The 25984-nt window shown below is 54.9% G+C and carries 27 protein-coding genes and 5 tRNA genes; 12 read left to right on the forward strand and 20 right to left on the reverse strand.

The features are described 5' to 3' along the window. Positions 1-6 precede the first annotated feature (6 nt). From ACXAGA_RS15160 to ACXAGA_RS15170, 3 genes are all read right to left on the reverse strand, one after another. Positions 7-81, reverse strand: a tRNA-Asn gene (locus tag ACXAGA_RS15160). 49 nt (positions 82-130) lie between these two features. Continuing rightward, a tRNA-Asn gene (locus ACXAGA_RS15165) sits at positions 131-205 on the reverse strand. Positions 206-264: 59 nt separating this feature from the next. Next, positions 265-1116 (reverse strand): MBL fold metallo-hydrolase, encoded by an 852-nt coding sequence (locus tag ACXAGA_RS15170; RefSeq protein WP_475118311.1) that lies wholly within the window; start codon positions 1114-1116, stop codon positions 265-267. A 43-nt stretch (positions 1117-1159) separates the two neighbouring features. Here ACXAGA_RS15170 and ACXAGA_RS15175 point away from each other — a divergent pair, with 43 nt between their 5' ends. After that, on the forward strand, positions 1160-2458 hold the full coding sequence (locus ACXAGA_RS15175; protein WP_475118312.1) for an ATP-binding protein: 1299 nt from the start codon (positions 1160-1162) through the stop codon (positions 2456-2458). Positions 2459-2500: 42 nt separating this feature from the next. On the opposite strand, the gene ACXAGA_RS15180 is transcribed toward ACXAGA_RS15175, so the two are convergent. From ACXAGA_RS15180 to ACXAGA_RS15230, 11 genes are all read right to left on the reverse strand, one after another. Then, positions 2501-2576 (reverse strand) — tRNA-Ile (locus ACXAGA_RS15180). A gap of 53 nt (positions 2577-2629) precedes the next feature. Beyond that, the gene (locus ACXAGA_RS15185; RefSeq protein WP_475118313.1) at positions 2630-2899 is read right to left on the reverse strand and encodes an NfeD family protein; all 270 of its coding nucleotides are present in this window, start codon (positions 2897-2899) and stop codon (positions 2630-2632) included. Beyond that, positions 2896-3789, reverse strand: coding sequence for an SPFH domain-containing protein (locus ACXAGA_RS15190; protein ID WP_475118314.1), 894 nt, complete (start codon positions 3787-3789; stop codon positions 2896-2898). The genes ACXAGA_RS15185 and ACXAGA_RS15190 overlap by 4 nt, the downstream gene beginning before the upstream one ends. A gap of 104 nt (positions 3790-3893) precedes the next feature. Further along, positions 3894-3969 (reverse strand) — tRNA-Val (locus ACXAGA_RS15195). 57 nt (positions 3970-4026) lie between these two features. Continuing rightward, positions 4027-4599, reverse strand: coding sequence for a histidine phosphatase family protein (locus ACXAGA_RS15200; protein ID WP_475118315.1), 573 nt, complete (start codon positions 4597-4599; stop codon positions 4027-4029). A gap of 52 nt (positions 4600-4651) precedes the next feature. Continuing rightward, positions 4652-4727, reverse strand: a tRNA-Val gene (locus ACXAGA_RS15205). Positions 4728-4745: 18 nt separating this feature from the next. Next, entirely contained in the window at positions 4746-5138 is a 393-nt protein-coding gene (locus tag ACXAGA_RS15210) for an HU family DNA-binding protein (RefSeq protein WP_475118316.1), read from the reverse strand. 150 nt (positions 5139-5288) lie between these two features. Then, a complete protein-coding gene (lon, locus tag ACXAGA_RS15215) occupies positions 5289-7697 on the reverse strand; it encodes an endopeptidase La (RefSeq protein WP_475118317.1) in 2409 nt (802 codons plus the stop codon). A 187-nt stretch (positions 7698-7884) separates the two neighbouring features. Beyond that, positions 7885-9012, reverse strand: coding sequence for a tRNA guanosine(34) transglycosylase Tgt (tgt, locus tag ACXAGA_RS15220; RefSeq protein WP_475118318.1), 1128 nt, complete (start codon positions 9010-9012; stop codon positions 7885-7887). 59 nt (positions 9013-9071) lie between these two features. After that, a complete protein-coding gene (locus ACXAGA_RS15225) occupies positions 9072-9575 on the reverse strand; it encodes a hypothetical protein (RefSeq protein ID WP_475118319.1) in 504 nt (167 codons plus the stop codon). Continuing rightward, positions 9572-10105, reverse strand: a complete 534-nt coding sequence (locus ACXAGA_RS15230) for a hypothetical protein (protein WP_475118320.1) — start codon at positions 10103-10105, stop codon at positions 9572-9574. The genes ACXAGA_RS15225 and ACXAGA_RS15230 overlap by 4 nt, the downstream gene beginning before the upstream one ends. Positions 10106-10278: 173 nt before the next feature. On the opposite strand from ACXAGA_RS15230, the gene ACXAGA_RS15235 reads away from it, so the two are divergent. The 4 genes from ACXAGA_RS15235 to tpiA all read left to right on the forward strand — a co-directional run bounded on the left by ACXAGA_RS15235 (position 10279) and on the right by tpiA (position 12208). Further along, complete coding sequence (locus ACXAGA_RS15235; RefSeq protein WP_475118321.1) at positions 10279-10641, forward strand: SUF system Fe-S cluster assembly protein; 363 nt, start codon at positions 10279-10281, stop codon at positions 10639-10641. Positions 10642-10696: 55 nt separating this feature from the next. Further along, positions 10697-11059, forward strand: coding sequence for a HesB/IscA family protein (locus ACXAGA_RS15240; protein WP_475118322.1), 363 nt, complete (start codon positions 10697-10699; stop codon positions 11057-11059). Beyond that, entirely contained in the window at positions 11056-11373 is a 318-nt protein-coding gene (locus tag ACXAGA_RS15245) for a TfoX/Sxy family protein (RefSeq protein WP_475118323.1), read from the forward strand. The genes ACXAGA_RS15240 and ACXAGA_RS15245 overlap by 4 nt, the downstream gene beginning before the upstream one ends. 88 nt (positions 11374-11461) lie before the next feature. After that, positions 11462-12208 carry a triose-phosphate isomerase gene (gene tpiA, locus ACXAGA_RS15250; RefSeq protein WP_475118324.1) on the forward strand — a complete coding sequence of 249 codons (747 nt, stop codon included), beginning with the start codon at positions 11462-11464 and terminating at the stop codon, positions 12206-12208. A gap of 70 nt (positions 12209-12278) precedes the next feature. On the opposite strand, the gene ACXAGA_RS15255 is transcribed toward tpiA, so the two are convergent. From ACXAGA_RS15255 to ACXAGA_RS15275, 5 genes are all read right to left on the reverse strand, one after another. After that, on the reverse strand, positions 12279-13709 hold the full coding sequence (locus tag ACXAGA_RS15255) for a TRAP transporter large permease (RefSeq protein ID WP_475118325.1): 1431 nt from the start codon (positions 13707-13709) through the stop codon (positions 12279-12281). A gap of 4 nt (positions 13710-13713) precedes the next feature. Then, positions 13714-14394, reverse strand: a complete 681-nt coding sequence (locus tag ACXAGA_RS15260; protein WP_475118326.1) for a TRAP transporter small permease — start codon at positions 14392-14394, stop codon at positions 13714-13716. Between the two features lie 94 nt (positions 14395-14488). Beyond that, a complete protein-coding gene (locus ACXAGA_RS15265; RefSeq protein WP_475118327.1) occupies positions 14489-15505 on the reverse strand; it encodes a DctP family TRAP transporter solute-binding subunit in 1017 nt (338 codons plus the stop codon). Between the two features lie 229 nt (positions 15506-15734). Continuing rightward, the gene (locus tag ACXAGA_RS15270) at positions 15735-16967 is read right to left on the reverse strand and encodes a sigma-54-dependent transcriptional regulator (protein ID WP_475118328.1); all 1233 of its coding nucleotides are present in this window, start codon (positions 16965-16967) and stop codon (positions 15735-15737) included. Beyond that, positions 16964-18700: a sensor histidine kinase gene (locus tag ACXAGA_RS15275; protein WP_475118329.1), complete on the reverse strand. Its 1737-nt coding sequence runs from the start codon at positions 18698-18700 to the stop codon at positions 16964-16966. The genes ACXAGA_RS15270 and ACXAGA_RS15275 overlap by 4 nt, the downstream gene beginning before the upstream one ends. Positions 18701-18757: 57 nt before the next feature. Here ACXAGA_RS15275 and ACXAGA_RS15280 point away from each other — a divergent pair, with 57 nt between their 5' ends. Then, on the forward strand, positions 18758-19930 hold the full coding sequence (locus ACXAGA_RS15280) for a cytochrome P450 (RefSeq protein ID WP_475118330.1): 1173 nt from the start codon (positions 18758-18760) through the stop codon (positions 19928-19930). A gap of 35 nt (positions 19931-19965) precedes the next feature. On the opposite strand, the gene ACXAGA_RS15285 is transcribed toward ACXAGA_RS15280, so the two are convergent. Beyond that, on the reverse strand, positions 19966-20427 hold the full coding sequence (locus tag ACXAGA_RS15285; RefSeq protein WP_475118331.1) for an Lrp/AsnC family transcriptional regulator: 462 nt from the start codon (positions 20425-20427) through the stop codon (positions 19966-19968). A 134-nt stretch (positions 20428-20561) separates the two neighbouring features. On the opposite strand from ACXAGA_RS15285, the gene cysG reads away from it, so the two are divergent. From cysG to ACXAGA_RS15315, 6 genes are read left to right on the forward strand one after another with little or no spacing between them, the layout of a single operon-like run. Further along, positions 20562-21962: a siroheme synthase CysG gene (gene cysG, locus ACXAGA_RS15290; RefSeq protein ID WP_475118332.1), complete on the forward strand. Its 1401-nt coding sequence runs from the start codon at positions 20562-20564 to the stop codon at positions 21960-21962. Next, positions 21959-22258, forward strand: coding sequence for a DUF2849 domain-containing protein (locus tag ACXAGA_RS15295; RefSeq protein WP_475118333.1), 300 nt, complete (start codon positions 21959-21961; stop codon positions 22256-22258). The genes cysG and ACXAGA_RS15295 overlap by 4 nt, the downstream gene beginning before the upstream one ends. A gap of 3 nt (positions 22259-22261) precedes the next feature. Then, positions 22262-23935, forward strand: a complete 1674-nt coding sequence (locus ACXAGA_RS15300) for a nitrite/sulfite reductase (protein WP_475118334.1) — start codon at positions 22262-22264, stop codon at positions 23933-23935. Further along, complete coding sequence (locus ACXAGA_RS15305; RefSeq protein WP_475118335.1) at positions 23922-24653, forward strand: phosphoadenylyl-sulfate reductase; 732 nt, start codon at positions 23922-23924, stop codon at positions 24651-24653. The genes ACXAGA_RS15300 and ACXAGA_RS15305 overlap by 14 nt, the downstream gene beginning before the upstream one ends. A gap of 12 nt (positions 24654-24665) precedes the next feature. Next, positions 24666-25067: a DUF934 domain-containing protein gene (locus ACXAGA_RS15310; RefSeq protein WP_475118336.1), complete on the forward strand. Its 402-nt coding sequence runs from the start codon at positions 24666-24668 to the stop codon at positions 25065-25067. Between the two features lie 55 nt (positions 25068-25122). Further along, complete coding sequence (locus ACXAGA_RS15315) at positions 25123-25962, forward strand: ferredoxin--NADP reductase (protein ID WP_475118337.1); 840 nt, start codon at positions 25123-25125, stop codon at positions 25960-25962. The last annotated feature ends 22 nt before the right edge of the window (positions 25963-25984 follow it).

The following is a 25984-nucleotide window of genomic DNA, read 5'->3' on the forward strand; positions in this document are numbered from 1 at the left end:
GAAAATTGGCTCCGGCGGTAGGGATCGAACCTACGACCAATTGATTAACAGTCAACTGCTCTACCGCTGAGCTACGCCGGAATGCCATGTGCATCTTTCCCTAAGGCCCCCGATGCAACGTGGGGGATGTTGGCTCCGGCGGTAGGGATCGAACCTACGGCCAATTGATTAACAGTCAACTGCTCTACCGCTGAGCTACGCCGGAACATGCCGGGGTGTATAGCCATGGTATTTCGGGGGCGCAAGAGGAATTCGGAAGATTTTTTAACTCAATTCAAACAAGCCTGAAACAGACATATCCGACACCGCGCGAACTCTGTTTTGCCCCACAAGATCAATAAGATGCGCGATGATATTTCGTTCGGCCGCAGGCCATAATTTCGGATCGATATCGTGATAAATCGCCTGAACCAACGCAGCGGCCGAATTTGCACCGTTTTTCAATGCCTCAAGGATCTGTGCCTCGCGGGTTTTGCGGTGCGCCATGATTTCACGCACCCGATCATGGGGGCGATCTATGGGATCACCGTGCGCAGGAAAATACCGGCGGGACGGACGATCCAACAACATCGCACAAGACGCCATAAAGTCCGTCAGATCACCATCGGGCGGCGAAACCAGTGACGTTGACCACCCCATGATATGATCACCGCAGAAAAGAATATCGCCTTTTTCCAAACAGATATGATTCCCCATATGTCCGGGCGTGTGCAAAACGGTCATGCCGCAGACCACGTCCAGATGACCAACGGTTTGGTCGGGCTGAAAATCGGTATCAACGCCCTCTCCACCGCCGATGTCATCAACGATCGAACGCATCACGGCACTACGACCGGCATCTGACGCCCCAAAGGCAACGACTGGCGCATCCACCCGATCAGCCAAGGCGCGCGCCAAAGGCGAATGATCCAGATGGCTATGAGTGACGATCACCGCATCCACAGGACGTCCGTCAATCGCTGCCAGCAACGCATTGAAATGGCTATCACTAACGGGTCCGGGATCAATGATCGACACACGCGATGTCCCGATAATAAAACTATTGGTCCCGCGATAGGTCAGCGGCGAAGGATTTGGCGCCGTTACACAGCAAATACCAGTTTCGAAACGATGCATCGGACGCTTTCCTATTCTATGCCCTCACGATAGGGTTTTCTGCATGACAGACAAGCCAATCAAATCCTATCTGCCCCGCAGCCTATACGGTCGCGCCGCTATGATCCTGCTGCTGCCCGTCATTTTTCTACAGCTTTTGGTCTCTGTCGTTTTTATTCAACGTCACTACGATGGCGTGACGCGGCGCATGACAACATCCGTCATGTCCGAAATAACGTTGATTTTGGACAGCGAACCAACGGTGCAGACAGAATTGGCCGAGGCGCTGGATTTTCAACTGCTTTGGTCCGACACGCCTCCGGCGGCGACAGAGCGCAGTATTTTCGATTTTTCGGGACGGGCGATGATCGAAACCTTGTCCAACCGTTATGACAACATTCTAGCGGTGGATTTGTCCGATCGGCGCACTGTGACGATCTGGTTCGACCGGGACGGGATCAACGGCATTTCGTTCCCCCGCTGGCGCGTCACTGCATCAAATCCTCACCAGTTGATTGTCATTATGGTGGTTCTGGGCAGTTTCATGACCCTGATCGCCTATTTCTTTTTACGCAACCAATTGCGCCCCATCTTGCGGCTGGCCCGCGCGTCTGCGGAATACGGCAAAGGGCGCATTGTGCCCTATACCCCTGGCGGCGCGACCGAAGTGCGCGCAGCAGGCGCCGCGTTTTTGTCGATGCGATCACGGATCGAACGCCAAACCCAAAGCCGAACGATGATGCTGTCTGGGATCAGCCACGATTTGCGCACGCCGTTAACGCGGCTGCGTCTGGGCCTGTCGTTGATGAACGAAGACGAAGCCGCCCCGATGATAAAAGACGTCGAAGATATGGAGCGACTGATCGCCGCCTTTTTGGAATATGGCCGCGCCGAGGCTGGCGATTCCCCTAGCCCCGAAGACCCCGTTGATCTGGTTGAACGGGTCATAGATGACGCCAAACGCAGCGGTCAGAACGTCGTCTTGTACGATATCGATCCTGCATTGGACGGGTCCGTTTTGGTGCCTCTGCGTCCTATGGCGATCCGCCGCGCGCTGGAAAACCTGATCGGCAATTCGCTGCGTTATGGCGGCACACAGGTAGACGTTTCCATCATCCTGACTGACCGTACCTTGCGCATCACAGCCGAAGACAACGGCCCAGGCATCCCCGCCGACCTACGAGAAGAAGCCATTCGCCCCTTTACCCGTCTGGACCCTGCGCGCAATCAAAACACAGGTACGGGCGTCGGTCTGGGGCTGGCCATCGTTGCAGATATCGCGCGCCTGCATGGCGGCACCTTGCGGCTGCAAGACAGTGAACGTTTAGGCGGATTGCGGGCCGATATCGTGATCGCGCGGTGACCGCCGTCGATCTATCTGGTCGATTTTTTGAAACGGGGAAGTTGGTAGGCCCGGCAGGATTTGAACCCGCAACCAAAGCGTTATGAGCGCTCTGCTCTAACCGTTGAGCTACAGGCCCCCGCGCAACTAGCTACAAAAGGTAGAACGGGGCGTCAATCCGCCCCGCCCAAGTTAATCATTAATATCGCGATCCCAAATCGTTATCTGACTTTTGGGCAGGCTGAAATATTTGCGTAGAACCAGAAAACCAACCAGCGATAGGATCGCAAAAACGACCAAGGAAACAGGCAAAGACAGCGTGGCGACAAAGGCAACCAGCGCCATGACCATGGCCCCGATCGCAAAGCCCAGAAAAATGTATCCGGGGACAATCACCTCTGCCACGCCCAACGTCAGCGAGGCCGCGCCCCAAATCCACCAAAGTGTCCACCAGTCCGTCATTTCGATCCTTTCAAAAGTTTGAACGCATCGCCAAAGGCCTCTAGCGCCTGCGCAGGCACAACGATGGTTTGTTTCCCTTCGCCCTGCCCCAATGCGGTCAATGCTTCGACCTGTTTCAGCGCGACTTGATACTGTGCGGCCTCGATCCCGTTTTTCGCGATCGCAGACGCGACAACCTCGGTTGCATAGGCTTCGGCATCGGCTTCGACGCGGCGGGCCTGTGCCTCTTGTTGGGCGGCATATAGGTCTGCATCGGCCTGCAATTCAACAGCGCGCTTTTTACCTTCGGCCTCGGTCACTTGGGCGCGGCGGGCGCGTTCGGCGTTCAGCTGTTGCAGCATCGCGGCGCGTGTGGCTTCGTCCAGATTGACGTCCAGAACCTCGGCGCGGGTGACATCAATGCCCCAATCGTCCACTTGGCTTGCCAACTGACTGCGGGTCGCTTCGATCAACTGAGCGCGGTTGGACTGCACCTGATCCAGTTCCATACGGCCAATTTCGGAACGAATGATACCCGCAACGGTCGTTTGAATCGCACCATCCACGTCGCGGATACGGTACACAGTCTTTTCCGGTTCTGTGATGCGGTAAAACACGCTGGTATCCACCTGAACCAAAACGTTGTCACTGGTGATCGCATCTTGGGTCATGGTAGGCAGCTGGCGTTCCAGCACGGACACTTTGTGTTTCACACGGTCTAGGAACGGAACAATCAAATTGATGCCTGGCCCCAAAACGGAACGCAAACGGCCCAATCGTTCGACCACATATTTTTCCGACTGCGGCACGATGCGCACCGCTTTGATGATGCAAACAAAAATAAACGCAGCAAGAGCCAGCAAAAAAATGCTGCTGCCATCGCCGCTAGCCAAAAGCGTTTGTTGATTCATTAACCTTCCCTCACTCACATGACCTATATGTAGTCACGATCATGTGAATTTTGAATAACACCACTGCCGATTTTGGCAGAGCATTTGTTCCATTATAGGGGAAATGGTGGGTCGTGAGAGGCTCGAACTCCCGACATCTTCGGTGTAAACGAAGCGCTCTACCAACTGAGCTAACGACCCGTTGGCGCGGGATTTAGACAAAGCGCACGGCGGGCGCAAGGCCCCTTTTGCATTTTTTTAAAATTCTTTGTGTTGCCCGTTGCTTATCTGGAAAATAGCACCCTGTTTGCCCGGTAGATCCGCAATACGATCCATTTCCCACCCCATCGCGCGGGTCCGCAAAAAACGTGACGTGAATCCATGTGTCACAATGACCGTTGGACGGGTCAAGCCATCCAACACGCGGCCTACACGATCCCACAGGTTTTGAAATGGTTCCCCATTCGGCGCGCGGGCATAAAATTCGATGAAATGTTCATCAGAGTTGGGCGCAGGCCAGCGGCGGTCAATTTCCGCGCGGGGCAACCCCGTCCAATCGCCCATACTGATTTCCCGCAGGTCGTCGATAGTCACAATTGGGCACCCTGTGGCCGCGCTGATCGGATCGGCTGTCGCCAGCGCGCGACCTTGGGGGCTACAGATCAGGTCATGCGAATTGGGGCCAATGACCCCGCGCAGTTTGTCCGCTAACGCATCCGCCTGTTCGCGCCCTTTGGCTGTTAATTTCGAATCCAAACCGCCCTGCATGCGTCCAATGGCATTGAATTCGGTTTCCCCGTGGCGAATGACATATAGGTCGGGCAACATCATGACGGCCTTTTAACGAAAAAGGCGCATCCGGTAAGGGATGCGCCTGAAATTCTGGTGGGTCGTGAGAGGCTCGAACTCCCGACATCTTCGGTGTAAACGAAGCGCTCTACCAACTGAGCTAACGACCCGGTCCGCGTGATCTATCCTTACTCTGCGGCTTCCGCAAGAGGGGAATCGACAGAATCTTCATCAATTGTGATCGTCGGCGCTGCCAAACGAATGCGGGTAATAACAACCTTGCCGTTCGGCGTCTCTTTAACGCGGTTGATTTTGATTTTACCCAGCGGCGGGACAATCAATTCGTTTCCGTCGGTCAATTCTTCGGCCAGTTGCGCCAGCGCCGCTTCGACAGCGGGTTTGACGTCTTTCTTTTTCATGCCCGAACGTTCAACAACGCGATCAATGAAATCTTTCTTGCGGGTTACTTCGTCTGGGGTTTCGGACGCTGCAACCACGGGCTCGACCGTCACGGGTTTGGTGACCGCGCTTGCCGTAGTGGTTTTCGTGCGGGTCGTCGTTTTCGTGGTGCGAGTAGCCATAAATAGCCTCTATGGGTTTGTATGAATTTACCCCACCAGCATCACAGCAAGCCCCCATGGGTTGCAAGTGCGAAACGCGCAACAACAGGTTTTCACGACATTTTTCGCCGATCGAAACAAAAAAAGGCGCCCGAAGGCGCCTTTTACTAATTAATGAGCCACAGCCCCTGCCCCGTCATTCGATGACAAAGCACGAGCCGCAGCGGCCTCGTCTTCGGCCTCTTGGTCCCATTCGACCGGTTCAGGCTGCGAAATCAGCGCGTGTTTCAACACTTCGGACACGTGAGTGACAGGGATAATCTCCAGTCCCTCTTTTACGTTGTCCGGAATATCGGGCAGGTCTTTTACGTTCTCTTCTGGAATAAGAACGGTTTTGATCCCGCCGCGCAGCGCCGCCAACAGTTTTTCCTTTAGCCCGCCAATCGCCGACGCGTTACCGCGCAGGGTCACCTCGCCCGTCATGGCGATGTCTTTGCGCACTGGGATCTGCGTCAGCACCGACACAATCGCGGTGACCATTGCCAGACCAGCCGAAGGGCCATCTTTGGGCGTTGCGCCATCAGGCACGTGCACGTGGATGTCCATACGGTCGAACTGCGGTGGTTTCACGCCCAGCTCTGGCGAAATCGAACGGACATAGGACGATGCCGCCTCGATCGATTCCTTCATCACGTCGCCCAGTTTACCGGTGGTTTTCATCCGGCCCTTACCAGGCAGGCGCAAGGCTTCGATAGACAACAGTTCGCCACCGACCGACGTATAGGCCAAACCGGTCACAACACCGACCTGATCTTCTTTTTCGGCCAGCCCGTGACGGTAGCGCGGCACGCCTAGGAAATCGTCCATATTGTCAGCGGTCACCGAAACGGTGGTCACTTCTTTTTTGACGATCTTGGTCACGGCCTTGCGGCAGACTTTGGCGATTTCGCGTTCCAGATTACGCACGCCCGCTTCGCGGGTGTAGGTCTGGATGATCGCGGTCAGGCCTGCGTCGTCAATTTCAAACTCTTTGGCCTTTAGACCGTGGTTCTTCAATTGCTTAGGCAGCAAATGCTGACGTGCGATTTCACGCTTTTCGTCTTCGGTGTAGCCAGACAAAGGAATGATTTCCATACGGTCCAGCAACGGGCCAGGCATGTTATAGCTGTTCGACGTGGTCAGGAACATGACGTTCGACAGATCGTATTCTACCTCTAGGTAGTGATCGACGAATGTGCCGTTCTGTTCTGGGTCCAGCACCTCTAGCATGGCCGATGCAGGGTCGCCGCGGAAATCCTGACCCATCTTATCGATCTCATCCAACAGGATCAGAGGGTTCGTGGTTTTCGCCTTTTTCAGCGCCTGAATGATCTTGCCTGGCATCGACCCGATATAGGTCCGGCGGTGACCGCGAATTTCGGATTCATCACGCACGCCGCCAAGCGAAATACGGATGAATTCGCGGCCCGTGGCCTTCGCAATCGATTTACCCAGCGACGTTTTACCAACACCAGGAGGGCCAACAAGGCACATGATCGGGCCCTTCAGTTTCGCGCTACGCGACTGAACCGCCAGATATTCGACGATGCGTTCTTTGACCTTTTCCAGACCGTAATGTTCGTCGTCCAGAATGGATTCAGCGCGGCCCAGATCCTTTTTCACGCGGGATTTGACGCCCCAAGGGATCGACAGGATCCAATCCAGATAGTTACGCACAACCGTCGCCTCGGCCGACATCGGAGACATCGATTTGAGCTTTTTAACCTCGGCGTCGACCTTTTCTTTGGCCTCTTTCGACAGTTTGGTTTTCGAAATGCGCTCTTCTAGTTCGGCGATTTCGTTTGCACCGTCTTCGCCATCGCCCAATTCCTTCTGAATGGCCTTCATTTGCTCATTCAGATAGTATTCGCGCTGGGTGCGCTCCATCTGGGTTTTGACGCGGGTTTTAATCTTTTTCTCGACCTGTAGAACGGACATTTCGCCCTGCATCAGGCCATAGACCTTTTCCAGACGTTCCGCGATCGAAACGGTTTCCAGCAGTTCCTGTTTCTGAGCCACATCGATGCCCAGATGACCAGCAACCAAATCGGCCAATTTCGCAGCATCAGTGGTTTCACTGACGGCGGCTACGGCCTCTTCTGGAATGTTCTTTTTCACTTTGGTGTAGCGTTCGAATTCTTCGCCGACCGAACGGACCAAGGCGGTCTGTTCATCAACGTTCCCTTCGACCTCGGGCAGATCGATCGCCCGCGCTTCAAAGAAACTGTCGTTTTCGACAAATTCAGAAATCGTGACACGGCTTTTGCCTTCGACCAGCACTTTGACCGTGCCGTCGGGCAATTTCAGCAGCTGCAGCACATTGGCCAGCACGCCGGTTTTGTAAATATCATCGGTAGATGGGTCGTCCTGGCTCGGATCGATTTGGCTAGATAGCAGGATTTGCTTGTCGTCCTGCATCACCTCTTCCAATGCGCGGACCGATTTTTCGCGGCCAACGAACAGCGGCACGATCATATGTGGAAAAACCACGATATCGCGCAGCGGCAGGACCGGAAAAGTGGTGCTATTGGTATCTTCCATGCTTTTGTCCTTTTATTGGCAGAACGCAAAGGCCCCGTAGCGGCAGCCGTTCACATTCCCACTTGGAATAAACAGATGGGGCTGTACCCCGCCCATTTCAACCATGTCTTTTGCAATCACTGTGCCTGCCCCGGCAGTTGGGGGCAAGTCGAATGTCACTAAATTACGACACACCTGTGACGCAGGATCAAAGGGGTTCGATATCCCCCGCCGCGCGTTTGGCATGGAAATCCGCCTCCCACGCAGCAAATTCACCTTTGGCGATCGCATCGCGCATGCCGGCCATGATTTCCTGATAATAATGCAGGTTGTGCCACGTCAGCAGCATGCCCGAAATCATCTCTTTCGCGCGGAAAACATGATGCAGATAGGCGCGGCTGTAATTGCGGCAGCACGGGCATGTGCAATTTTCATCCAACGGGCGCGGATCGTCCTGATGGCGTGCGTTTTTGATATTCACCTGGCCGCGATGCGTCCACGCCTGCCCTGTGCGGCCCGACCGTGACGGCAAAACGCAGTCCATCATATCAACGCCTCGTTTGACCGCGCCGACGATATCATCAGGTTTGCCAACGCCCATCAGGTAACGCGGTTTGTCGGTCGGCAGGAAATCAGGCGCATATTCCAGCACGCCAAACATCGCCTCTTGGCCTTCGCCAACGGCCAAACCGCCGATTGCGTAGCCTTCGAACCCGATATCAACCAGCGCTTTGGCGGATTCTTCGCGCAGGTGCGGGGTTACGCCGCCCTGCATGATCCCGAACAACGCATGTCCCGGACGATCCCCAAACGCATCGCGGCTACGTTTAGCCCAACGCATCGACAACCGCATCGATTCCGCCACCGTTTGTTCATCCGCAGGCAAAGCGGGGCATTCGTCGAAACACATCACGATGTCCGACCCCAGCAGTTTCTGGATTTCCATCGACCGTTCGGGCGACAGGAAATGTTTCGATCCATCCACGTGGGATTTGAACGTCACGCCGTCTTCGGTCAGTTTGCGCAGATCCGCCAACGACATCACCTGAAAACCGCCCGAATCCGTCAGGATCGGTTTGTCCCAGTTCATGAATTTATGCAGGCCGCCCATACGGTCCACACGTTCCGCCGTAGGCCGCAGCATCAGGTGATAGGTATTCCCCAGCAAGATATCAGCGCCCGTGGCCGCGACGCTTTCTGGCATCATCGCCTTGACCGTTGCGGCGGTGCCGACGGGCATGAACGCAGGCGTACGGATGTCACCACGCGGCGTGTGAATGACGCCGGTGCGTGCTTTGCCATCGGTGTTGTGCAGATCAAACGAAAAACGTGTCATAGCGGCCTCTGATTGGATCGCCCGCTGATACGCAAATCTTTCGATTTAGAAAACCCCGTTTACCGCGTTAGCAATTCAATCGTGCGGCGCAGCATATCAACCATCGATATTTGTTTAGCGAACAATCCTTCGACACAAACGATCCAGTGCTTTAGCTGAGCAGTCTGCGTGGTGGTCAGGGATGAACATTCGTCTTCGCAGCCGATGGACATGGTTGCAACACGGCCGTACCCCAGATTGATTGGGACAAACACTACGGTTCTGACATCCCCAATTGTTCCATTTACCAGCGGATGATCAGGTAAAATTTCCGGAGTCACATTGTAAAGATAAATATCATCAAATGCCTTCGGCGTCCGAAACCCGCCCATGTCCGTACCAGCAGGGATGTTAAAACTGCCGATCAATACATCTTTTGCGGCATCACGGTCTTGCATCCAGATGCCCGCGAACTGCGCACGGAACATCAATGCCGAAATTTTGGCCAAACGATCACCAAACTCTGTCCGACTGGTCCAAAATTCGTCTGCTTGGGGTTGCGCTGTCGCCATAACCTGACTCATGTCGCCAACCCCTGTTCTGTCAGGTCGATCTGATGGGTCATCAATTTCAAACGCGCCCGACGTTCGATCAGATCCGTACACAGGCCGGCAAATTCTGCCAACAGCACGCGTTGCACAGCATCCAAAGGTTCAAGTTCCAGTGACGACATGATCGAAACCGCCCCGATTGGCACATTATTTATGCGCATCCAGTATGCGGATACTGACCGGATCCGCACATCAACTCCGTTCAACAAAGGACTGTTAGGAAACGTATCCGCAGCATTTTCAAAGTGCAGATAATCCTCCCCCTTCTTCGGCAAAGGAAAGCTCCGCATGGCGACCTGTTTTTTCAAACGATAGGTGCCGATCAAATGAACTTCGCTACCGGAAACCAGCGAAACGGACCCAATTTCCCGGCCCGTAGATTCGCACAAAACACGTAAAAGACCGTCAAACTCGTGATAATGGTCCAACTCCAATTCGCGTAGAGCCGCTGTGACACCATGACGTTCTAGAAACTGGGTAAAGGTAGGTAGGTGCAATGGCATGTACCTTTCTAAACTAACTCAACTCTAGCGCAACCAACACATTAAATCTGCGCCCTTACGACACAAACATAGAATTTTTCTAACCAAGTCAAAAAATCAGAAATCCAAGTGACATCTTTACCATTGGGCTCGCAAATCCTATATGAACGCTCAGGAATTAACAGGAATGGCCCATGACCGACACGCAGGATAAAATCGAAGGTACTCCATTGATCGAACCTTCGTCGACGGATCACCCTTTGCACGAAACCATTGTCGATGCGATCCGCACCGTATTCGACCCTGAAATTCCTGTGAATATCTACGATTTGGGTCTGGTTTACACGATCAAGATCAACGACGAAAACGATGTCAAAGTCATCATGACCCTAACCGCGCCCGGCTGCCCCGTGGCTGGCGAAATGCCCGGATGGGTATCGGATGCTGTCGGCCCTGTAGCAGGTGTAAAATCTGTTGATGTGGAACTGACGTGGGAACCCCAGTGGGGCATGGACATGATGAGCGACGAAGCGCGGCTTGAACTGGGCTTTATGTAATCGGCCTTGTCTGGCGGGGTGACCTTGCCCATATTTAAAGACAAAGGAGACCACGATGTTCGGCATTCCAGGAAAACAGGCCGTCAGCATGACAGATCGTGCAGCGGCGCAAATTTCGAAACTGATGGCCAAAGACGGGCATCAAGGACTGCGTATTGGCGTCAAAAAAGGCGGCTGCGCAGGCATGGAATATACCATGGAATACGTCGATTCTGTCGATCCCATGGACGAAGTCGTTGAACAAAACGGCGCACGGATCATGATCGCCCCGATGGCGCAAATGTTCCTGTTCGGCACCGAAATCGACTATGAAACGTCGCTGCTGGAATCAGGGTTCAAATTCAAAAACCCGAACGTCGTCGATGCCTGCGGTTGCGGCGAATCCATTAAATTCGACGAAAATATTTCTGCTAAATGACCGTTTCCGACGAAGATCTAGAGTTCGCATACGAGCTTTTCTCTGGCGTCGGGACCATTTCACATCGCAAAATGATGGGCGGACTGTCCATCTACGCGGACGGACAGATTTTCGCGATCCTGTCTGCGGACGGCGTTTATTACATCAAAGCATCGGGCGATTTCGCCAAACGGCTGGAACAATCGGGCAGCACCAAATTCGAAACGGGTGACGGACGCAGTATGCATTACTGGACCTTGCCCGACGATTCTTTGGATGATCCGGAAACGGCCAGCCAATGGGGCCGTGACGCCATTTTGGCGCTTGGCAAATGATGCAGATTGATACTTTTGCGCCAAAGGCTCTTTTACAATCATCGAACCGTTGATACCCATATGTCAAATTTGACATGAGGGGGCCCAAATGCGCCGCAAACTTGCCGCTGGTAACTGGAAAATGAACGGCATCGGGATCGATCTGGAACAGATTGATCGCCTGATGGAAATGCATCCGAACCCGACGGTAGATTTGATGATCTGCCCTCCGGCAACTTTGATCCACCCGATGGCGGCGAAAACGTCGGATCACCCGATCCATATCGGCGGCCAAGATTGCCACACCAACGAAAAAGGCGCGCATACGGGCGATATTTCGGCCACTATGCTGAATGATGCTGGTGCAGGCGCTGTTATTCTGGGCCATTCGGAACGCCGCGCGGATCACGGTGAAACCGACGCGCTGGTCGCATCGAAATCCGTTGCCGCGCTAAAGGTTGGTCTAACAGCCGTCATTTGCATCGGTGAAACGCTGGACGAACGCGAAAGCGGCAAAACGCTGGACGTTGTTGGCGAACAGCTGGCCGGATCGACGCCTGACATCGCAAATGGCGGCAACACCGTCATCGCCTATGAACCCGTTTGGGCGATCGGCACCGGCAAAATTCCAACCTTGGTACAAATCGCCGAAGTGCATGATTTCATTCGGTCCGAGCTGGAAAAACGGTTCGGCGAAGACGGCAAAGCGTTCCGCGTCCTGTACGGCGGTTCGGTCAAACCATCGAATGCTGCCGAAATTTTCGCGATTGATAACGTCGACGGCGCATTGGTCGGCGGCGCTTCGCTAAAGGCTGATGATTTCAGCGGGATCATTACCGCGCTGGAAAACGCGTAAATCCACCCCTTACCCTGTATACGAAAACGGCGCCCCGCGGGGCGCCGTTTTTTGTTGGTGAGTGGCCAACTTAACGTGTGATGATCTCTGGTCCCATCAACGTGGTCGGTAGCCAAGTCGAGATGAACGGAACGTAAGTGATCAAGATTAGGAAGACGAACAGAACAGCCAAGAATGGAAGCGCGGCTTTCACCACTTTCATCATTGGCATCCCTGCCACGCCCGAGGTCACGAACAGGTTCAGACCAACTGGCGGGGTGATCATGCCGATCTCCATGTTCACAACCATGATGATACCCAGGTGGATCGGGTCGATGCCCAGCTCCATCGCGATTGGGAACACCAGAGGTGCAACGATAACCAACAGACCCGATGGTTCCATGAACTGACCACCGATCAGCAGGATCACGTTAACCATGACCAAGAACATGATCGGACCAAAACCTGCGTCCAGCATCGCACCAGCGATGTGCTGCGGGATCTGTTCGTCGGTCAGCACGTGTTTCAGGATCAGCGCGTTGGCAATGATGAACATCAGCGTGACGGTCAGTTTACCAGCGTCCAGCAACGTGTTGCGGGTATCTTTGTGCACCAAAGCCGTGACCAAAGCCTGTGGTTTTTTCCACAGCGGCGTTGGGGCTTGGCCCTCTTCTTTCGCAGCCAATGGGCCCATGTCACGGTAGATGAACGACGCCACGATGAACGCATAGACAGCAGCCACAGCAGCAGCCTCGGTCGGCGTGAACGCGCCACCTTTCCAGTAGAACAGGCTTTCGCCGGTTTCGAAACGGATCCACGGGTGACCATAGATGCCGCCCATGATGATGACGATCAGCAACAGGCCCCAGACAGCGTCTTTGAACGCGCGGCCGATTTCACGCCAGCCAGCCCATTCGCCTTTGGGCATGTTTTTAATGCGGGCCATCACATAGATGGTGACCATCAGGAACAGACCAGCCAACAGACCCGGGATAACACCCGCCAGGAACATACGGCCAACCGACACGTCCGTTGCGGATGCATAGACAACCATCACGATCGATGGCGGGATCAGAATGCCCAGCGTACCCGCGTTACAGATAACACCTGCTGCGAACTCTTTGGTGTAACCCACCTGACGCATTGCGGCGATCACGATGGTACCGATTGCAACCACGGTCGCAGGGGACGAGCCCGACAGCGCAGCAAACATCATACATGCGAACACGCCCGCAATCGCCAGACCACCCTGAAGGTGACCCACACAAGCGATCGAGAAACGAATAATGCGTTTCGCCACACCGCCCGTCGACATGAACGACGACGCAAGGATAAAGAACGGGATCGCCAGCAGCGTGTAGTGACCGGCCATCGCCTGATACAGCGACTGCGCAACGGACGCGAGAGAGGTTTCCGAGAACAACAGAAGGAACAGGATGGACGAAAAGCCCAAGCTGACCGCGATCGGCACGCCCACCAACAGCAGGCCGACGATCATGACAAAAAGAAGTACGACATCCATGTTCTTAGTCTTCCTTGTTTAGGGCTGCCGCTTCTTCGACGGCATCTTCGGCTTCGTGGCTGACAATCAGCGAACCTTCGCGGGCTTTGATGATACGCGCGGTCGCTTCGATCACGCGGATGACCATCAGGAATACACCGAACGGAAGGATGAAATACGGAACAAGGCGCGGCATTTTTTCATAGGCTTCGCCCATGTTGAACGTGTTTTCCAACCAGCCCTGCAGGAACGGAATTGGAATTTGTTCGGTTTCATACCACCCCTGATCGCGGCTGTTTGCAAAACCGGTTGGGAACCAACGTCCCGTTGTCGCGTCAAATCCCGCGAACGGTGCCCAGTAATCCCATGCGCCTTTAAGGAGGAGAAGCACATAGGCCAGAGTTACAGCAGCCGCGATCAAAACCATCGCAAACTGGATCGGGCGGCTGACCAGTGCAACGACTGCGTCCACACCCAAATGCATGGTGACCTTAAATCCGTAAGAAATGCCAAACAGCACCAACCACGAAAACAGGATCAAGGTCAGTTCCAGACCCCAGATCAACTGCGAATTGAATGCGTATCGCAAAACAACGTTGGTAAATGTTACAAACGTCATGAGCCCGAGAAGAAGAGCGATCACGGTCTCTTCTATTTCGTGAATCATGTGCGAAACGGGCCCAGTGGGCTGGTATTTATACGCCATGAATGTCCCCTAAATTCCCGGATGTAAAATCGGCGGGCACATAGGGCGCCCGCCGAAATATCAACAAGGCCAGCCGGATCCGGCCTTGAGTGTCTTAGTTTGCGACCGAAGCGTTGATTGCTTGGGCGGCGTCGATGTTTTCCTGACCAACATCTTCTAGGAACTGTGCCCAAACTGGCTGCATCGCGGTGACCCACTCTGCGCGCTGTTCAGCGGTCAGTTCGCGGATCACGCCGCCTGCATCCAGAACAGCCTGACGGTTGTCTGCGTCAACTTCGCCAACAGCTGCGTTACGCTCTGCGGTGACTTCGTCAAAGATGGTCACGAACTGGTCACGAACGTCTGCGTCCAGGCTGTCCAGCCAATCAACCGAAGTCACAACCAGATAGTCCAGAACACCGTGGTTGGTTTCGGTCGTACCGTCCTGCACCTCAAAGAATTTCTGGCCGTAAATGTTGGACCAGGTGTTTTCCTGACCATCTACAACGCCGGTTTGCAGCGCGCCGTATACTTCGGAGAATGCCATTGGCTGTGGCGATGCACCCAGAGCTTCCATCTGAGCAACCAGAACGTCCGAGGTTTGTACGCGGAATTTCAGGCCTTCTGCATCCGATGGCGATTCCAGAGGAACGTTTGCCGAAAACTGTTTCATGCCGTTGTGCCAGAAACCCAGACCCTGCAGGCCGCGGCGCTGCATCGAATCCATCATTGCCTGACCGGTTTCGGATGCTTGGAACGCATCAACAGCGTCCATGTTCACGAACATGAATGGCAGGTCGAAAATGCGGAATTGTTTGGTGAAGGTTTCGAACTTCGACAGCGAAGGCGCAGCCAGCTGAACGTCGCCCTGCAGCATTGCTTCTAGAACTTGGTCATCGTTGTACAGGGTGGAGTTCGGGTAAACTTCCATGCACATCACGCCGTCCATTTCAGCGTTGACGCGTTCCTGCAGCAGGCTTGCAGCCAGACCTTTAGGGTGTTTGTCGGTGTTGGTAACGTGCGCGAATTTTACAACGATTTCGCCTTCGTCACAGCCCATGGTGTCAGCGTAAGCAGCGTTTGCAGCGACAGCCAAAGCAGCGGCGGATACCGCGAATTTCATGAATTTCATTTTTTGTCCTCCCAAAGGGTTTTGACGTCAATTTACGACGATGGCGTAAAAAAACGGCACACATGCAACTGGTGCAAGCCCATATTGCAAAAACAACAATGGTTGGATTTTTTTGATAAAAAACAGTCAATTGACCGATTATTTGAACGGCAATTCAAATGCTGCAAATGCACTGTGGCGGATTTCCACACACGCCGTTAGCGCTATGTGTGCGGAAAATCGCACACACCTAAACACGGTAGTCGTCTGCTCGAATCTCGTGTTTCGTTAATTTGTCGTAAAATGTCTTTCGCGGCAGCTTTAGGCTCTTTGCTGCTTCGGTTGCATTTCCCTGATGGCGTGTCAGTGCCGCGATGAGCAAAGACCGTTCGACTTGCGCCAATTGTTCGTTCAGGCCCAGATCTGCAACGTGGGAATCTTCGCCATCTGACAGCCCCATGGCGAACCGCATTGCCGCCGTCATCAAAGACCGCGCATTTCCGGGCCAATCCTGCGCCATCAACCGCGCGACAATTTCAGGTGTGATCGTCGGGATGGGCAAACCGGATTGTTCGCAGGCGATATCGACGTAGTGCCGAAATAATACGGGGATATCTTCGGGTCGTTCACGCAGCGGCGCAATCCGGATCGTGGCCGCCTGCAATCGGTAATACAGATCGGGGGAAAAACGCCCCTCTTCTGCGGCCTTGTTCAGATCGGCATAGGTCCCCGCCATGATGCGCGCGCGATCGTGGTCTTCCATCGCATCCAACAGCGCGAATTGCGCTGCAGCCGACAGGTTTGCGATCTCGTCCAAAAAGATAGACCCATCCACAGCATCGCGTAGCGCCGCCGACAGGTTATCTGGCGTGATCGAGGCGGCGGGAAATTTCAGAAACGGGGCGTTTGACCGCGCCGACAACATATGAACGACCTCGGCCATTTTGGGGGTCAGAACCCCCGGTTCACCTGTAATCAAAACATCAGCCGATGTGCGGGCAACGGCGCGGGCCTGATCGCGTTGACGGGCGGCCTGTTGGGACGTGCCCCGCAGCAAACGCGCAGCGGCATCACCCGTTTCAACTTCGCGTCGTAAACGCCTGTTTTCCATAACCAAAGTGCGCGTCTTTAACGCGCGTTCGACAGTCGAAATCAGATCTTTGGGCGCACAAGGTTTTTCCAGAAAACTAAACGCGCCGCCGCTGATGCCGCGCACGGCCATGGGCACATCGCCTTCGCCGGTTAGCAGAATAACGGGTAATTCTTTGTCTTGCTGTTGGGCAAATGCCAACAGTTCGAACCCGTCTTTGCCGGGCATGCGAACATCCGTGACGATGACACCATCAAATGATTTGAGGATATGGTCTTTGGCCTCAACGAATGATCCCGCCAAAATCGGCTCCATATCGGCCAATTCTAAAGTTTGGCCCAATGCCTCGCGCACTTCGCGGTCGTCGTCGACCAATAGAACGTGTTTTGTCATGCGTCCTCGCGCCGTTTTGCGGCATCCAATTCAATTGTGAAAATAGCGCCGCCATCAGGATGGTTACGCCCGCGGATCGCCCCGCCAAAGCTTTGGACCAAACCATAGGAAATCGATAGCCCCAGCCCCATGCCTTCGGCTGCACCGACCTGTTTTGTCGAATAAAACGGGTCAAAAATCTTTTCCGGTTCGGCAATTCCAGGTCCGTAATCGCGCACGGCAACCGTGACACGGTCCCCCGACGCTACAGCCACGCGGACCGTTTTTTCGTCTTGGCCTTCCATTGCATCGATCGCGTTGGAAATCAGGTTCAGCAATACCTGCTGTAGGCGCACTTCGCCGGCGCGCACCCACTGTGGCCCAGACATCCCATCCCAATGTATCACAGCGTTTTCTTGCCGCGCCTTGGTGGCTGCCATTTCCAGTGTCGCATCAATCGCGGCGCCCAATTCCACGTCTGTCAACGGTTCGCTTTCTTGTTTAGAAAAGGCGCGCAAGTTTTTGATAATACGTCCCATTCTGCGAACCAGTTCGGAAATCCGGTTTAGGTTATCGGCGGCGCGTTCGGGTTTGCCGCGTTCCAAAAACGCTTCGGCGTTTTCAGCAAAAGACCGGATTGCCATTAACGGCTGGTTCAATTCGTGGCTGATGCCCGCCGACATTTGGCCCAAAGCGGACAGTTTTCCTGCTTGGACCAAATCGTCCTGAGCCTTTTTCAAACGCGCCTCGGCGGCGGCACGTTCAACGACCTCGCGGCGCAGTTCGACCGCTGTTGCCTCTAATTCCGCAGTACGTTTTTGAACCCGCGCCTCTAGCTGGCGATTGGCAATGGCCAAGGTGCGTCTGCGTTCGGTTGCCCAAAACAGCATCGCCCCGAACGCAAGGCATAAAGCCGCCGCGACCGACGCCTGCAAACCCGCGATTTGGCGGGCGGGCGCGACGTCCAACAGTGCCTCGCCTAACAAATCGACTGTAGGCATATCCAACTGCAGGTGCAGCGCTGTCGAAGGCAGATACCGCCCGCCATCAATAGACCAAACCTCGTGGCCATAACGCGTTTGGGTTTGGTATTCGAAAAACGGTTCGATCCCGTTTGACGTTGTCGGAGTTTCCGATTTTGACCGCAGCACCAATTCAGACCGGTTCGAAATGAAAATTAACCTGTCGCTATCAGTGAAATAGATCGCCTGCTGATCGCCACGCCAAGACGATTCAATGGCTTCGACGTCTACGGTGACCGACACGGCCCCAACGACAGGCCCACGCACCCCAAAAATCGGCGCGTAAAAGACAAACACACGACGATTAAAACGGTCACTGCGCAAATGTTCGACGCCCAATGCGCCATCCATCGCGCGTTTAAACCCTGTTCGATCGCCAACTTCGTGGTAATCGCCCCGCGCGCTGGCGATTTCACGCCCCGACGTATCAACCACCGACAGGTTCAGGGCACCAGTTTTGTCCGCCACTTCGGCCAAAGTATCCTGCACATAGGCGCCGCCTAATGCGCTTTGAACCACGGGATGGTCCGACATCAACGCGCCGAGTTCGCGAAACCCCTGCAATTCGCCCGTCAAACGGTCCGCCGCCAGTTCCAAATCAGATTCGCCGCGGCGCGCCAGTTGCTCTAACGCGGACCCATAGCCCAATTCCCAAACGCCCCACGACAACAGCGCCACAAAGCTGCTAAAGGCCAAAGGCGCAATCAATCTGTTGGGAAATAATGGTTTCATGGCGGTAAGATAGAAAACCCCACTTGCCTTGACCAGTAGGATCGGCATTTTGACCATATGAAAAAATTTCAGCAGTCCCCGACAGACCCCGATTTTATACAATCCCCTTATGGATTTTACGATCGCGCCCGCGCTGCCGGTGATCTATTTTATTGGGAAGACTACGATTTACCCTGCGCCACATCCTATCGTGCGGTGACAGCGATATTAAAAGACCGCCGTTTGGGCCGCGAAGCCCCGCCTGAAAAAGCGCCAAACATCCCCGATCATTTGCGCCCGTTTTATGCGGTTGAAAATCATTCGATGCTGGAATTGGAACCACCCCGCCATACGCGGCTGCGGTCGCTGGTGACGCGCGCGTTCACGTCGCGTCGGATCGCGGCGTTGGAACCGATGATACAGAGTTTGTGCAATGATTTGATCGATCGTTTCCCAGACGGACCGTTTGACCTGCTGGACTATTATGCCCGCCCCCTGCCCGTCATCGTGATTTGCAACCTGCTGGGGGTTCCCAGCCATCACGCGGACCAGCTGTTGGCGTGGTCAAACGACATGGTTGCGATCTATCAGGCGCGCCGCACCAAAGATATTGAACTGGCCGCCGCCACAGCCGCTCAGGAATTTTCGGATTTCGTGCGTGGTTTTATCGATGAAAAACGCAAAGCCCCTGCTGACGATCTGATATCCGAATTGATCCGCGCCGAAGAAGAAGGTGAAAAGCTGTCGACCGATGAACTGATCACCACTGTGATCCTGTTGCTAAATGCAGGTCACGAAGCAACCGTGCATACGCTGGGAAACGGTGTCTACACACTGATCCAGAACGGCAAACCGGATATTACGCCCGCCACCGTAGAAGAGATCATCCGGTTCGACCCGCCCCTGCATATGTTCACCCGATGGGTCTACGAAGATGTGGAATTATTCGGCCACCAATTCAAACGCGGGGATCAGATCGGGTGCTTGCTTGCTGCGGCGAACCGTGACCCTGAAACTTACCCCGCGCCCAGTGCATTTATGCCTGACCGTGCTGGACCAACCAATACCAGTTTCGGTGCGGGAATTCATTTCTGCGTGGGCGCGCCTTTGGCGCGTTTGGAATTGCGCATTGCTCTTGCTGCGCTAACCCAACGCTGTCCTGATCTGCGGCTGCATGAATTGCCTAAATATGCAGACGTGTTCCATTTTCACGGACTAGAAAAACTGTCGGTTTTCAAAGCCAAAGCCTGAACTAGCCAAACGGCGGCGCAACCAGCGCGGGGATATTACAGCGGCAGATCCAGAGTTGATTTGATTTCTTCCATCGACAACAGCGCGGTCACATTGTGAATGCGCACCTCGGAAATCAGCGCCTGATAGAATTCGTCATAAGCGCGCGCATTTTTCACGCGTACCTTGAGGATGTAATCGATGTCCCCTGCCAGTCGGTGCGCCTCTTGCACCTCTGGACGCGCCTTTAGCGCCGCAAGGAACCTGTCTTGCCAATCTTTTTCGTGGGCGCTGGTGCGGATCAGCACAAAGAAACAGGCTTCGAACCCTAACGCTTCGGCGTCCAGAAAAACGGTCTGTCGGCCAATGATATTGGCCTCTTTCATTTTGCGGATGCGATTCCAAACGGGCGTCTTGGATGACCCGACTTCGCGGGCGATATCGTCCAACGACTGTGCCGCGTCGGCCTGCAATTGTTTGAGAATTTTCCGATCCATATCGTCAATTCGAAACGCCATCCCGATTTCTCCGTTCATTTGGAACACCCGTTACCGATGGCAACGCAACTGAAACATACGTCCTTATTTGCCTGACGCAATAGGCAGAATGGGGAATTTTATCCTATATAAAGTGCAGAAATCGGAGCTTACCCATGCAGCACTTTCCAGTCTTTCTTTTGGTCGCAGGTCGCCGCATCGTCCTTTCGGGCGGTGGCGAAGCTGCGCTTGCGAAATTGCGCCTGCTGCTCAAGACCGAGGCGAACATCACTGTATTCGCAGCCGACCCACATGCAGACCTGTTGGAATTGGCCGCGCAGAAACGCCTGCGTCTTGTTCAGCGTCACTTTGACTATGGTGATGCGATGTGTGCCCGTTTGGTTTACGCAGCGAACGAAGACGTGTTAGAAGACGCGCGCGTGATCGCCATCGCCCATGACGAAGGGGCGTTGGTGAATGTGGTCGATGACCTGCACAATTCGGATTTCATCACGCCTGCGATCGTGGACCGTGATCCTGTGACCGTGGCCATCGGCACCGAAGGCGCAGCACCCGTTCTGGCCCGCGCGATCAAGGCCGATCTGGAACAGCGCCTGCCGTCCAATCTGGGCCTTTTGGCCCGCATGGGCAAAGCGTTCCGCGCCGCCGCTGATGTCCTGCCGATGGGCCGCAAGCGCCGCGAATTCTGGGCGGACTACTATTTCAAATCCGGCCCGCGTGCGTTTGAAACCACTGGCGAACAGGGCGTTCAGACCGCATTGGAAACCACGCTGGACCGTCACCTGTTCACCGATAGCCGCAAAGGTCACGTTGATCTGGTCGGCGCAGGCCCCGGTGATCCCGAACTGCTGACACTCAAGGCGCGCAAGGCATTGGATGCCGCTGACGTTGTGATCTATGACCGTCTGGTTTCGCCCGAAATTCTGGAACTGGCCCGCCGCGAGGCCGTCATGGTCAACGCCGGCAAAGAAGGTTTCGGCAAATCCATGTCGCAGGATCGCATCAACGACCTGATCGTTCAGCACGCTAAAGACGGGCACCACGTTGTGCGCCTGAAATCGGGCGACCCAACCGTGTTTGGCCGTCTGGACGAAGAAATCGACGCGATCACCGCCGCTGGCATTGATTACCGTATCGTGCCGGGCATCACCGCTGCATCCGCCGCCGTTGCGCAAATCGGTCAAAGCCTGACCAAACGCGACCGCAATTCGTCGGTGCGTCTGGTCACTGGCCACGACATGAAAGGTTTCGCCGATCATGACTGGCGTGCCTTGGCCCAAAACGGCGAAGTCGCTGCGATCTATATGGGCAAAAAAGCCGCTCGTTTCGTTCAGGGCCGTCTGCTGATGCATGGCGCTGATCCGCTGACGCCTGTCACCATTATTGAAAACGCCAGCCGTGCAGATACCCGCGTGATCGCGACCACTCTGCAAGATCTGGAACCGACCATAACCGACGCAGGCCTGAACGGCCCTGCCCTGACCCTATATGGCCTGTCCCCGCGCGATGCGGTTCAGGCTGCCAGCACATTGCCCGCAAAGGAGGCCGCACAATGAGCCGCCGGTTCACACCCAAAGTCGTTACCGCAAATCACCTGCTGGATGGCGATGCCATCTGGCTGACCGCTGACAACCAGTGGACCCGCACCATGTCCGAAGCCGAATACATCGACGATGCAGAGCGCGCCGACGAACGACTGGCCTTTGCCGCGTCGCAGGCGGACATTACGGTCGGTGCCTATCTGGCCGACGCAAAACTGGGCGAAAACGGTCCAGAGCCAACCCATTTCCGCGAAACTTTCCGCACCCGTGGCCCATCGAACTACGCCCACGGCAAACAGGTGGAGCTATAAGCCATGTACAAGTACAACGACTTTGACGAAGCCTTTGTCCGCAGCCGCGTTGAACAGTTCCGCAATCAGGTTGACCGCCGCATCGCAGGCGAATTGACCGAAGAAGAATTCCGCCCTCTGCGTTTGATGAACGGTCTGTACCTACAGCTGCACGCCTATATGCTGCGTGTGGCGATCCCTTATGGCACGCTGAACAGCCGCCAGATGAACCAATTGGCGATGATCGCTGAAAAGTTCGACAAAGGGTACGGTCACTTTACCACCCGTCAGAACATCCAGTACAACTGGCCGAAACTGCAGGACGTACCTGAAATCCTGTCTGCGCTGGCAGATGTGGAAATGCATGCGCTGCAGACCTCGGGTAACACCATCCGTAACGTGACCGCCGACCATTTCGCTGGCGCCGCCGCGGACGAAGTCGAAGACCCGCGCCCAACAGCAGAATTGCTGCGCCAGTGGTCGACCGATCACCCTGAGTTCCAGTTCCTGCCGCGCAAATTCAAAATCGCGGTATCGGCTGGCGCTGCAGACCGCGCAGTGGTCAAAGCACACGATATCGGCATTCAGGTTGTTCGTAACGATGCAGGCGAAACAGGTTACCGCGTGATCGTGGGCGGCGGTTTGGGCCGTACGCCAATGATCGGCAAAACCATCGTCGAATTCCTGCCAAAGGCTGACCTGCTGCCCTACGTCGAAGCCGTGGTTTCCGTGTGGAACCTGCTGGGCCGCCGCGACAACAAATACAAAGCGCGTATTAAAATCACCGTGCATGAAAACGGTCTGGACGAAATCAAACGTCTGGTGGACGAACGTTTTGCTCTGATCCACCCGACATTCAGCGGTGTCGATCAGGACATGCTGCGCGACATCGAAACCCATTTCGCGGCACCAGCGTATAAAAACGCGCCCTTGGATGCGTTTGACGCCCGCCTGAACAGCGATCCTGTGTTCCGCAGCTGGGTGGATACCAACGTCGCCGCGCACAAGGTCGATAGCTATGGCATTTTGACGATTTCGATCAAAAAGCACGGCGAAACACCTGGTGATGCGACCGCAGATCAGATGCGCCTGATGGCAGATCTGGCCGAACAATACGGCCACGACGAACTACGCATCAGCCACGAACAGAACGTCATCATCCCGCATGTCCACAAATCGGACCTGCCGGCGATCTATGACGCGCTGAAACCTGCGGGTCTGGCAACGGCGAACATCGGCCTGATCTCTGATATTATCGCCTGCCCCGGTATGGATTACTGCGCGCTGGCAACCGCGCGTTCGATCCCGATCGCACAGGAAATCGCTGTCCGTTTCGACGAACTGAAACTGGAACACGAAGTTGGCCCGCTCAAGATCAAAATCTCTGGCTGCATCAACGCCTGTGGTCACCACCACGTGGGTCACATCGGCATTCTGGGTCTGGATCGCGCTGGCGTTGAAAATTACCAGATCACTTTGGGTGGCGATGGCACCGAAGATGCTGTAGTTGGCGACCGCACTGGCCCCGGCTTTGCCGCCGAGGACATCACAGACGCAATCGAACGTATCGTCCGTGCCTATCTGGACCTGCGTTTGAACGCCGAAGAAACATTCCTGCAAGCGTATCGCCGTCTGGGCATGGACCCGTTCAAAGCCGCGCTATACGAAACGGAGGCAAAGGCACATGCCGCTGAGTGAACCCGTACAAACACGGGTCAACGCCCTGAATACACGCTATAAACACCACAGTGCGACTGCGGTGCTAGAAGGTGCATTGAAAGACGACCAAGTTGGCCAAATCGCCATGGTGTCGTCTTTCGGGGCTGAATCCGTGGCTTTGCTGCATTTGGTTTCGGTGATCGACAACACAACACCTGTGTTGTTCATCGATACTGAAATGCTGTTTCCGGAAACGATTGCCTATCAGCAAGAATTGACCGAACGCCTGCATCTGAAAAACCTGCGCATCATCCGCGCCGCAGACAGCGCAAAACGGATCGAAGACCCTGACGGCACATTGCATCAGTTCAACACCGATGCGTGCTGCGCCTTGCGCAAAACCATTCCACTGCAGAACGCATTGGAAGGTTTTGATGCATGGATCACGGGCCGCAAACGTTTCCAAAGCTCGACCCGCGCTGCGCTGGATTTTTTCGAAAACGAAGATGACAAGCGGATCAAAATCAACCCTTTGGCCCATTGGGACATTCAGGACGTTCAGGACTACATGACTGAAAACCGCCTGCCGCGTCACCCGTTGGTGGCCCAAGGGTACCCTTCGATCGGCTGTGCGCCCTGCACCAGCCCCGTGAAAGAAGGCGAAGATCCACGCGCCGGTCGCTGGCGCAATTCCAATAAAACCGAATGTGGCATTCACATTGTCGACGGCAAAATTGTCCGTGCCGGCGCCGCGTAAGGAGAGAAAGAAATGACTGTTATTGTCACCGATACCGGCTTTGCCGCCGATGACCTGAACGTGGAATTCACCGCCCTGCCCGACCTAGACGGCCAAGATGCGGTGCTAATCCCGTCGGATACCAATCCCGCTGACCTTACGGCAGCCTTAAAAGCAAGCATTGTTGCGATTGATTTCCCATCTTTTGCCGATGGACGCGGATTTACATTGGCATCCCAGCTGCGCAAGCTAGGGTATCAGGGTCGCCTGCGCGCGCAGGGACATGTGATTTGCGAACAATACACCATGGCCCGCCGTTCGGGCTTTGACGAAGTAGCCATCAGCGATGACCTCGCTGCCCGCCAGCCAGAAAACCTCTGGCAGACACGGTCGGATTGGAAAGCCAATGATTATCAGGCCCGCGTGCGCGGCTGATCCGAACCAAAAGACGATTTAAACTAGGCAGCCCTCCCTGCCGCCCGAGGATACGATGACCGAAGCAAACGTAAAAGAAGCCCCAGCAAAACCGCACCTGCCCGACGCGCAGACCGTGACCGAGGTCAAACACTACACCGACCGTCTGTTTTCGTTCCGCTGCACGCGTCCTGCGTCCATGCGTTTCCGTTCGGGCGAATTCGTCATGATCGGCCTGATGGGCGATCCCGATGAAAAAACCGGCAAGGTAAAACCGCTGCTGCGCGCCTATTCCATCGCGTCCCCATCGTGGGACGAAGAGCTGGAGTTCTATTCGATCAAGGTGCCAGACGGCCCTCTGACATCGAAATTGCAGCACATCAAAGTGGGCGATGAAATCATCCTACGTCCGAAACCAGTGGGCACGCTGGTGCATGACGCGCTGATCCCAGGCAAACGCATCTGGTTCTTTGCGACCGGCACTGGTTTCGCGCCTTTCGCGTCGCTGCTGCGCGAACCGCAAACATATGAAGATTACGACGAGATCATCATCACCCACACCTGCCGCGAAGTGGGCGAACTGACCTACGGTCGCGACCTGATCGAAGGCCTGAAAACCGACGAGCTGCTGAACGAGCTGATGGGCGAAGGGTTCTGGAAAAAGATCAAATACTACCCAACCACCACCCGCGAAGAGAGCCCAAAGATGGGCCGCATCACGGACCTGATGAAATCGGGCGAAGCTTTTGCTGATCTGGGCGTAGAGCCTTTGAACCCAGAAACCGACCGCGCGATGATCTGCGGCAATCTGGCGTTTAACCTAGAACTAAAAGAGATGTTCGAAAACTATGGTCTAGAAGAAGGCGCAAATTCGAAGCCAGCACACTACGTTGTAGAAAAGGCATTTCTGGACTGATCAGGCCCAGTTATTCAAATGC

The organism is Marivivens sp. ABH4_498, from assembly GCF_056160585.1.

Coding starts and splice junctions, on each gene's coding strand:
- ACXAGA_RS15300 (WP_475118334.1), top strand. CDS start 22,262: ATGTACAAGTACAACGACTTTGACGAAGCCTTTGTCCGCAGCCGCGTT.
- ACXAGA_RS15265 (WP_475118327.1), bottom strand. CDS start 15,505: ATGAAATTCATGAAATTCGCGGTATCCGCCGCTGCTTTGGCTGTCGCT.
- ACXAGA_RS15255 (WP_475118325.1), bottom strand. CDS start 13,709: ATGGATGTCGTACTTCTTTTTGTCATGATCGTCGGCCTGCTGTTGGTG.
- ACXAGA_RS15270 (WP_475118328.1), bottom strand. CDS start 16,967: ATGACAAAACACGTTCTATTGGTCGACGACGACCGCGAAGTGCGCGAG.
- lon (WP_475118317.1), bottom strand. CDS start 7,697: ATGGAAGATACCAATAGCACCACTTTTCCGGTCCTGCCGCTGCGCGAT.
- ACXAGA_RS15275 (WP_475118329.1), bottom strand. CDS start 18,700: ATGAAACCATTATTTCCCAACAGATTGATTGCGCCTTTGGCCTTTAGC.
- ACXAGA_RS15230 (WP_475118320.1), bottom strand. CDS start 10,105: ATGCCATTGCACCTACCTACCTTTACCCAGTTTCTAGAACGTCATGGT.
- ACXAGA_RS15200 (WP_475118315.1), bottom strand. CDS start 4,599: ATGATGTTGCCCGACCTATATGTCATTCGCCACGGGGAAACCGAATTC.
- tpiA (WP_475118324.1), top strand. CDS start 11,462: ATGCGCCGCAAACTTGCCGCTGGTAACTGGAAAATGAACGGCATCGGG.
- ACXAGA_RS15285 (WP_475118331.1), bottom strand. CDS start 20,427: ATGGCGTTTCGAATTGACGATATGGATCGGAAAATTCTCAAACAATTG.
- tgt (WP_475118318.1), bottom strand. CDS start 9,012: ATGACACGTTTTTCGTTTGATCTGCACAACACCGATGGCAAAGCACGC.
- ACXAGA_RS15185 (WP_475118313.1), bottom strand. CDS start 2,899: ATGACGGACTGGTGGACACTTTGGTGGATTTGGGGCGCGGCCTCGCTG.
- ACXAGA_RS15190 (WP_475118314.1), bottom strand. CDS start 3,789: ATGAATCAACAAACGCTTTTGGCTAGCGGCGATGGCAGCAGCATTTTT.
- ACXAGA_RS15310 (WP_475118336.1), top strand. CDS start 24,666: ATGACTGTTATTGTCACCGATACCGGCTTTGCCGCCGATGACCTGAAC.
- ACXAGA_RS15260 (WP_475118326.1), bottom strand. CDS start 14,394: ATGGCGTATAAATACCAGCCCACTGGGCCCGTTTCGCACATGATTCAC.
- cysG (WP_475118332.1), top strand. CDS start 20,562: ATGCAGCACTTTCCAGTCTTTCTTTTGGTCGCAGGTCGCCGCATCGTC.
- ACXAGA_RS15245 (WP_475118323.1), top strand. CDS start 11,056: ATGACCGTTTCCGACGAAGATCTAGAGTTCGCATACGAGCTTTTCTCT.
- ACXAGA_RS15295 (WP_475118333.1), top strand. CDS start 21,959: ATGAGCCGCCGGTTCACACCCAAAGTCGTTACCGCAAATCACCTGCTG.
- ACXAGA_RS15240 (WP_475118322.1), top strand. CDS start 10,697: ATGTTCGGCATTCCAGGAAAACAGGCCGTCAGCATGACAGATCGTGCA.
- ACXAGA_RS15280 (WP_475118330.1), top strand. CDS start 18,758: ATGAAAAAATTTCAGCAGTCCCCGACAGACCCCGATTTTATACAATCC.
- ACXAGA_RS15235 (WP_475118321.1), top strand. CDS start 10,279: ATGACCGACACGCAGGATAAAATCGAAGGTACTCCATTGATCGAACCT.
- ACXAGA_RS15170 (WP_475118311.1), bottom strand. CDS start 1,116: ATGCATCGTTTCGAAACTGGTATTTGCTGTGTAACGGCGCCAAATCCT.
- ACXAGA_RS15305 (WP_475118335.1), top strand. CDS start 23,922: ATGCCGCTGAGTGAACCCGTACAAACACGGGTCAACGCCCTGAATACA.
- ACXAGA_RS15210 (WP_475118316.1), bottom strand. CDS start 5,138: ATGGCTACTCGCACCACGAAAACGACGACCCGCACGAAAACCACTACG.
- ACXAGA_RS15315 (WP_475118337.1), top strand. CDS start 25,123: ATGACCGAAGCAAACGTAAAAGAAGCCCCAGCAAAACCGCACCTGCCC.
- ACXAGA_RS15225 (WP_475118319.1), bottom strand. CDS start 9,575: ATGAGTCAGGTTATGGCGACAGCGCAACCCCAAGCAGACGAATTTTGG.
- ACXAGA_RS15175 (WP_475118312.1), top strand. CDS start 1,160: ATGACAGACAAGCCAATCAAATCCTATCTGCCCCGCAGCCTATACGGT.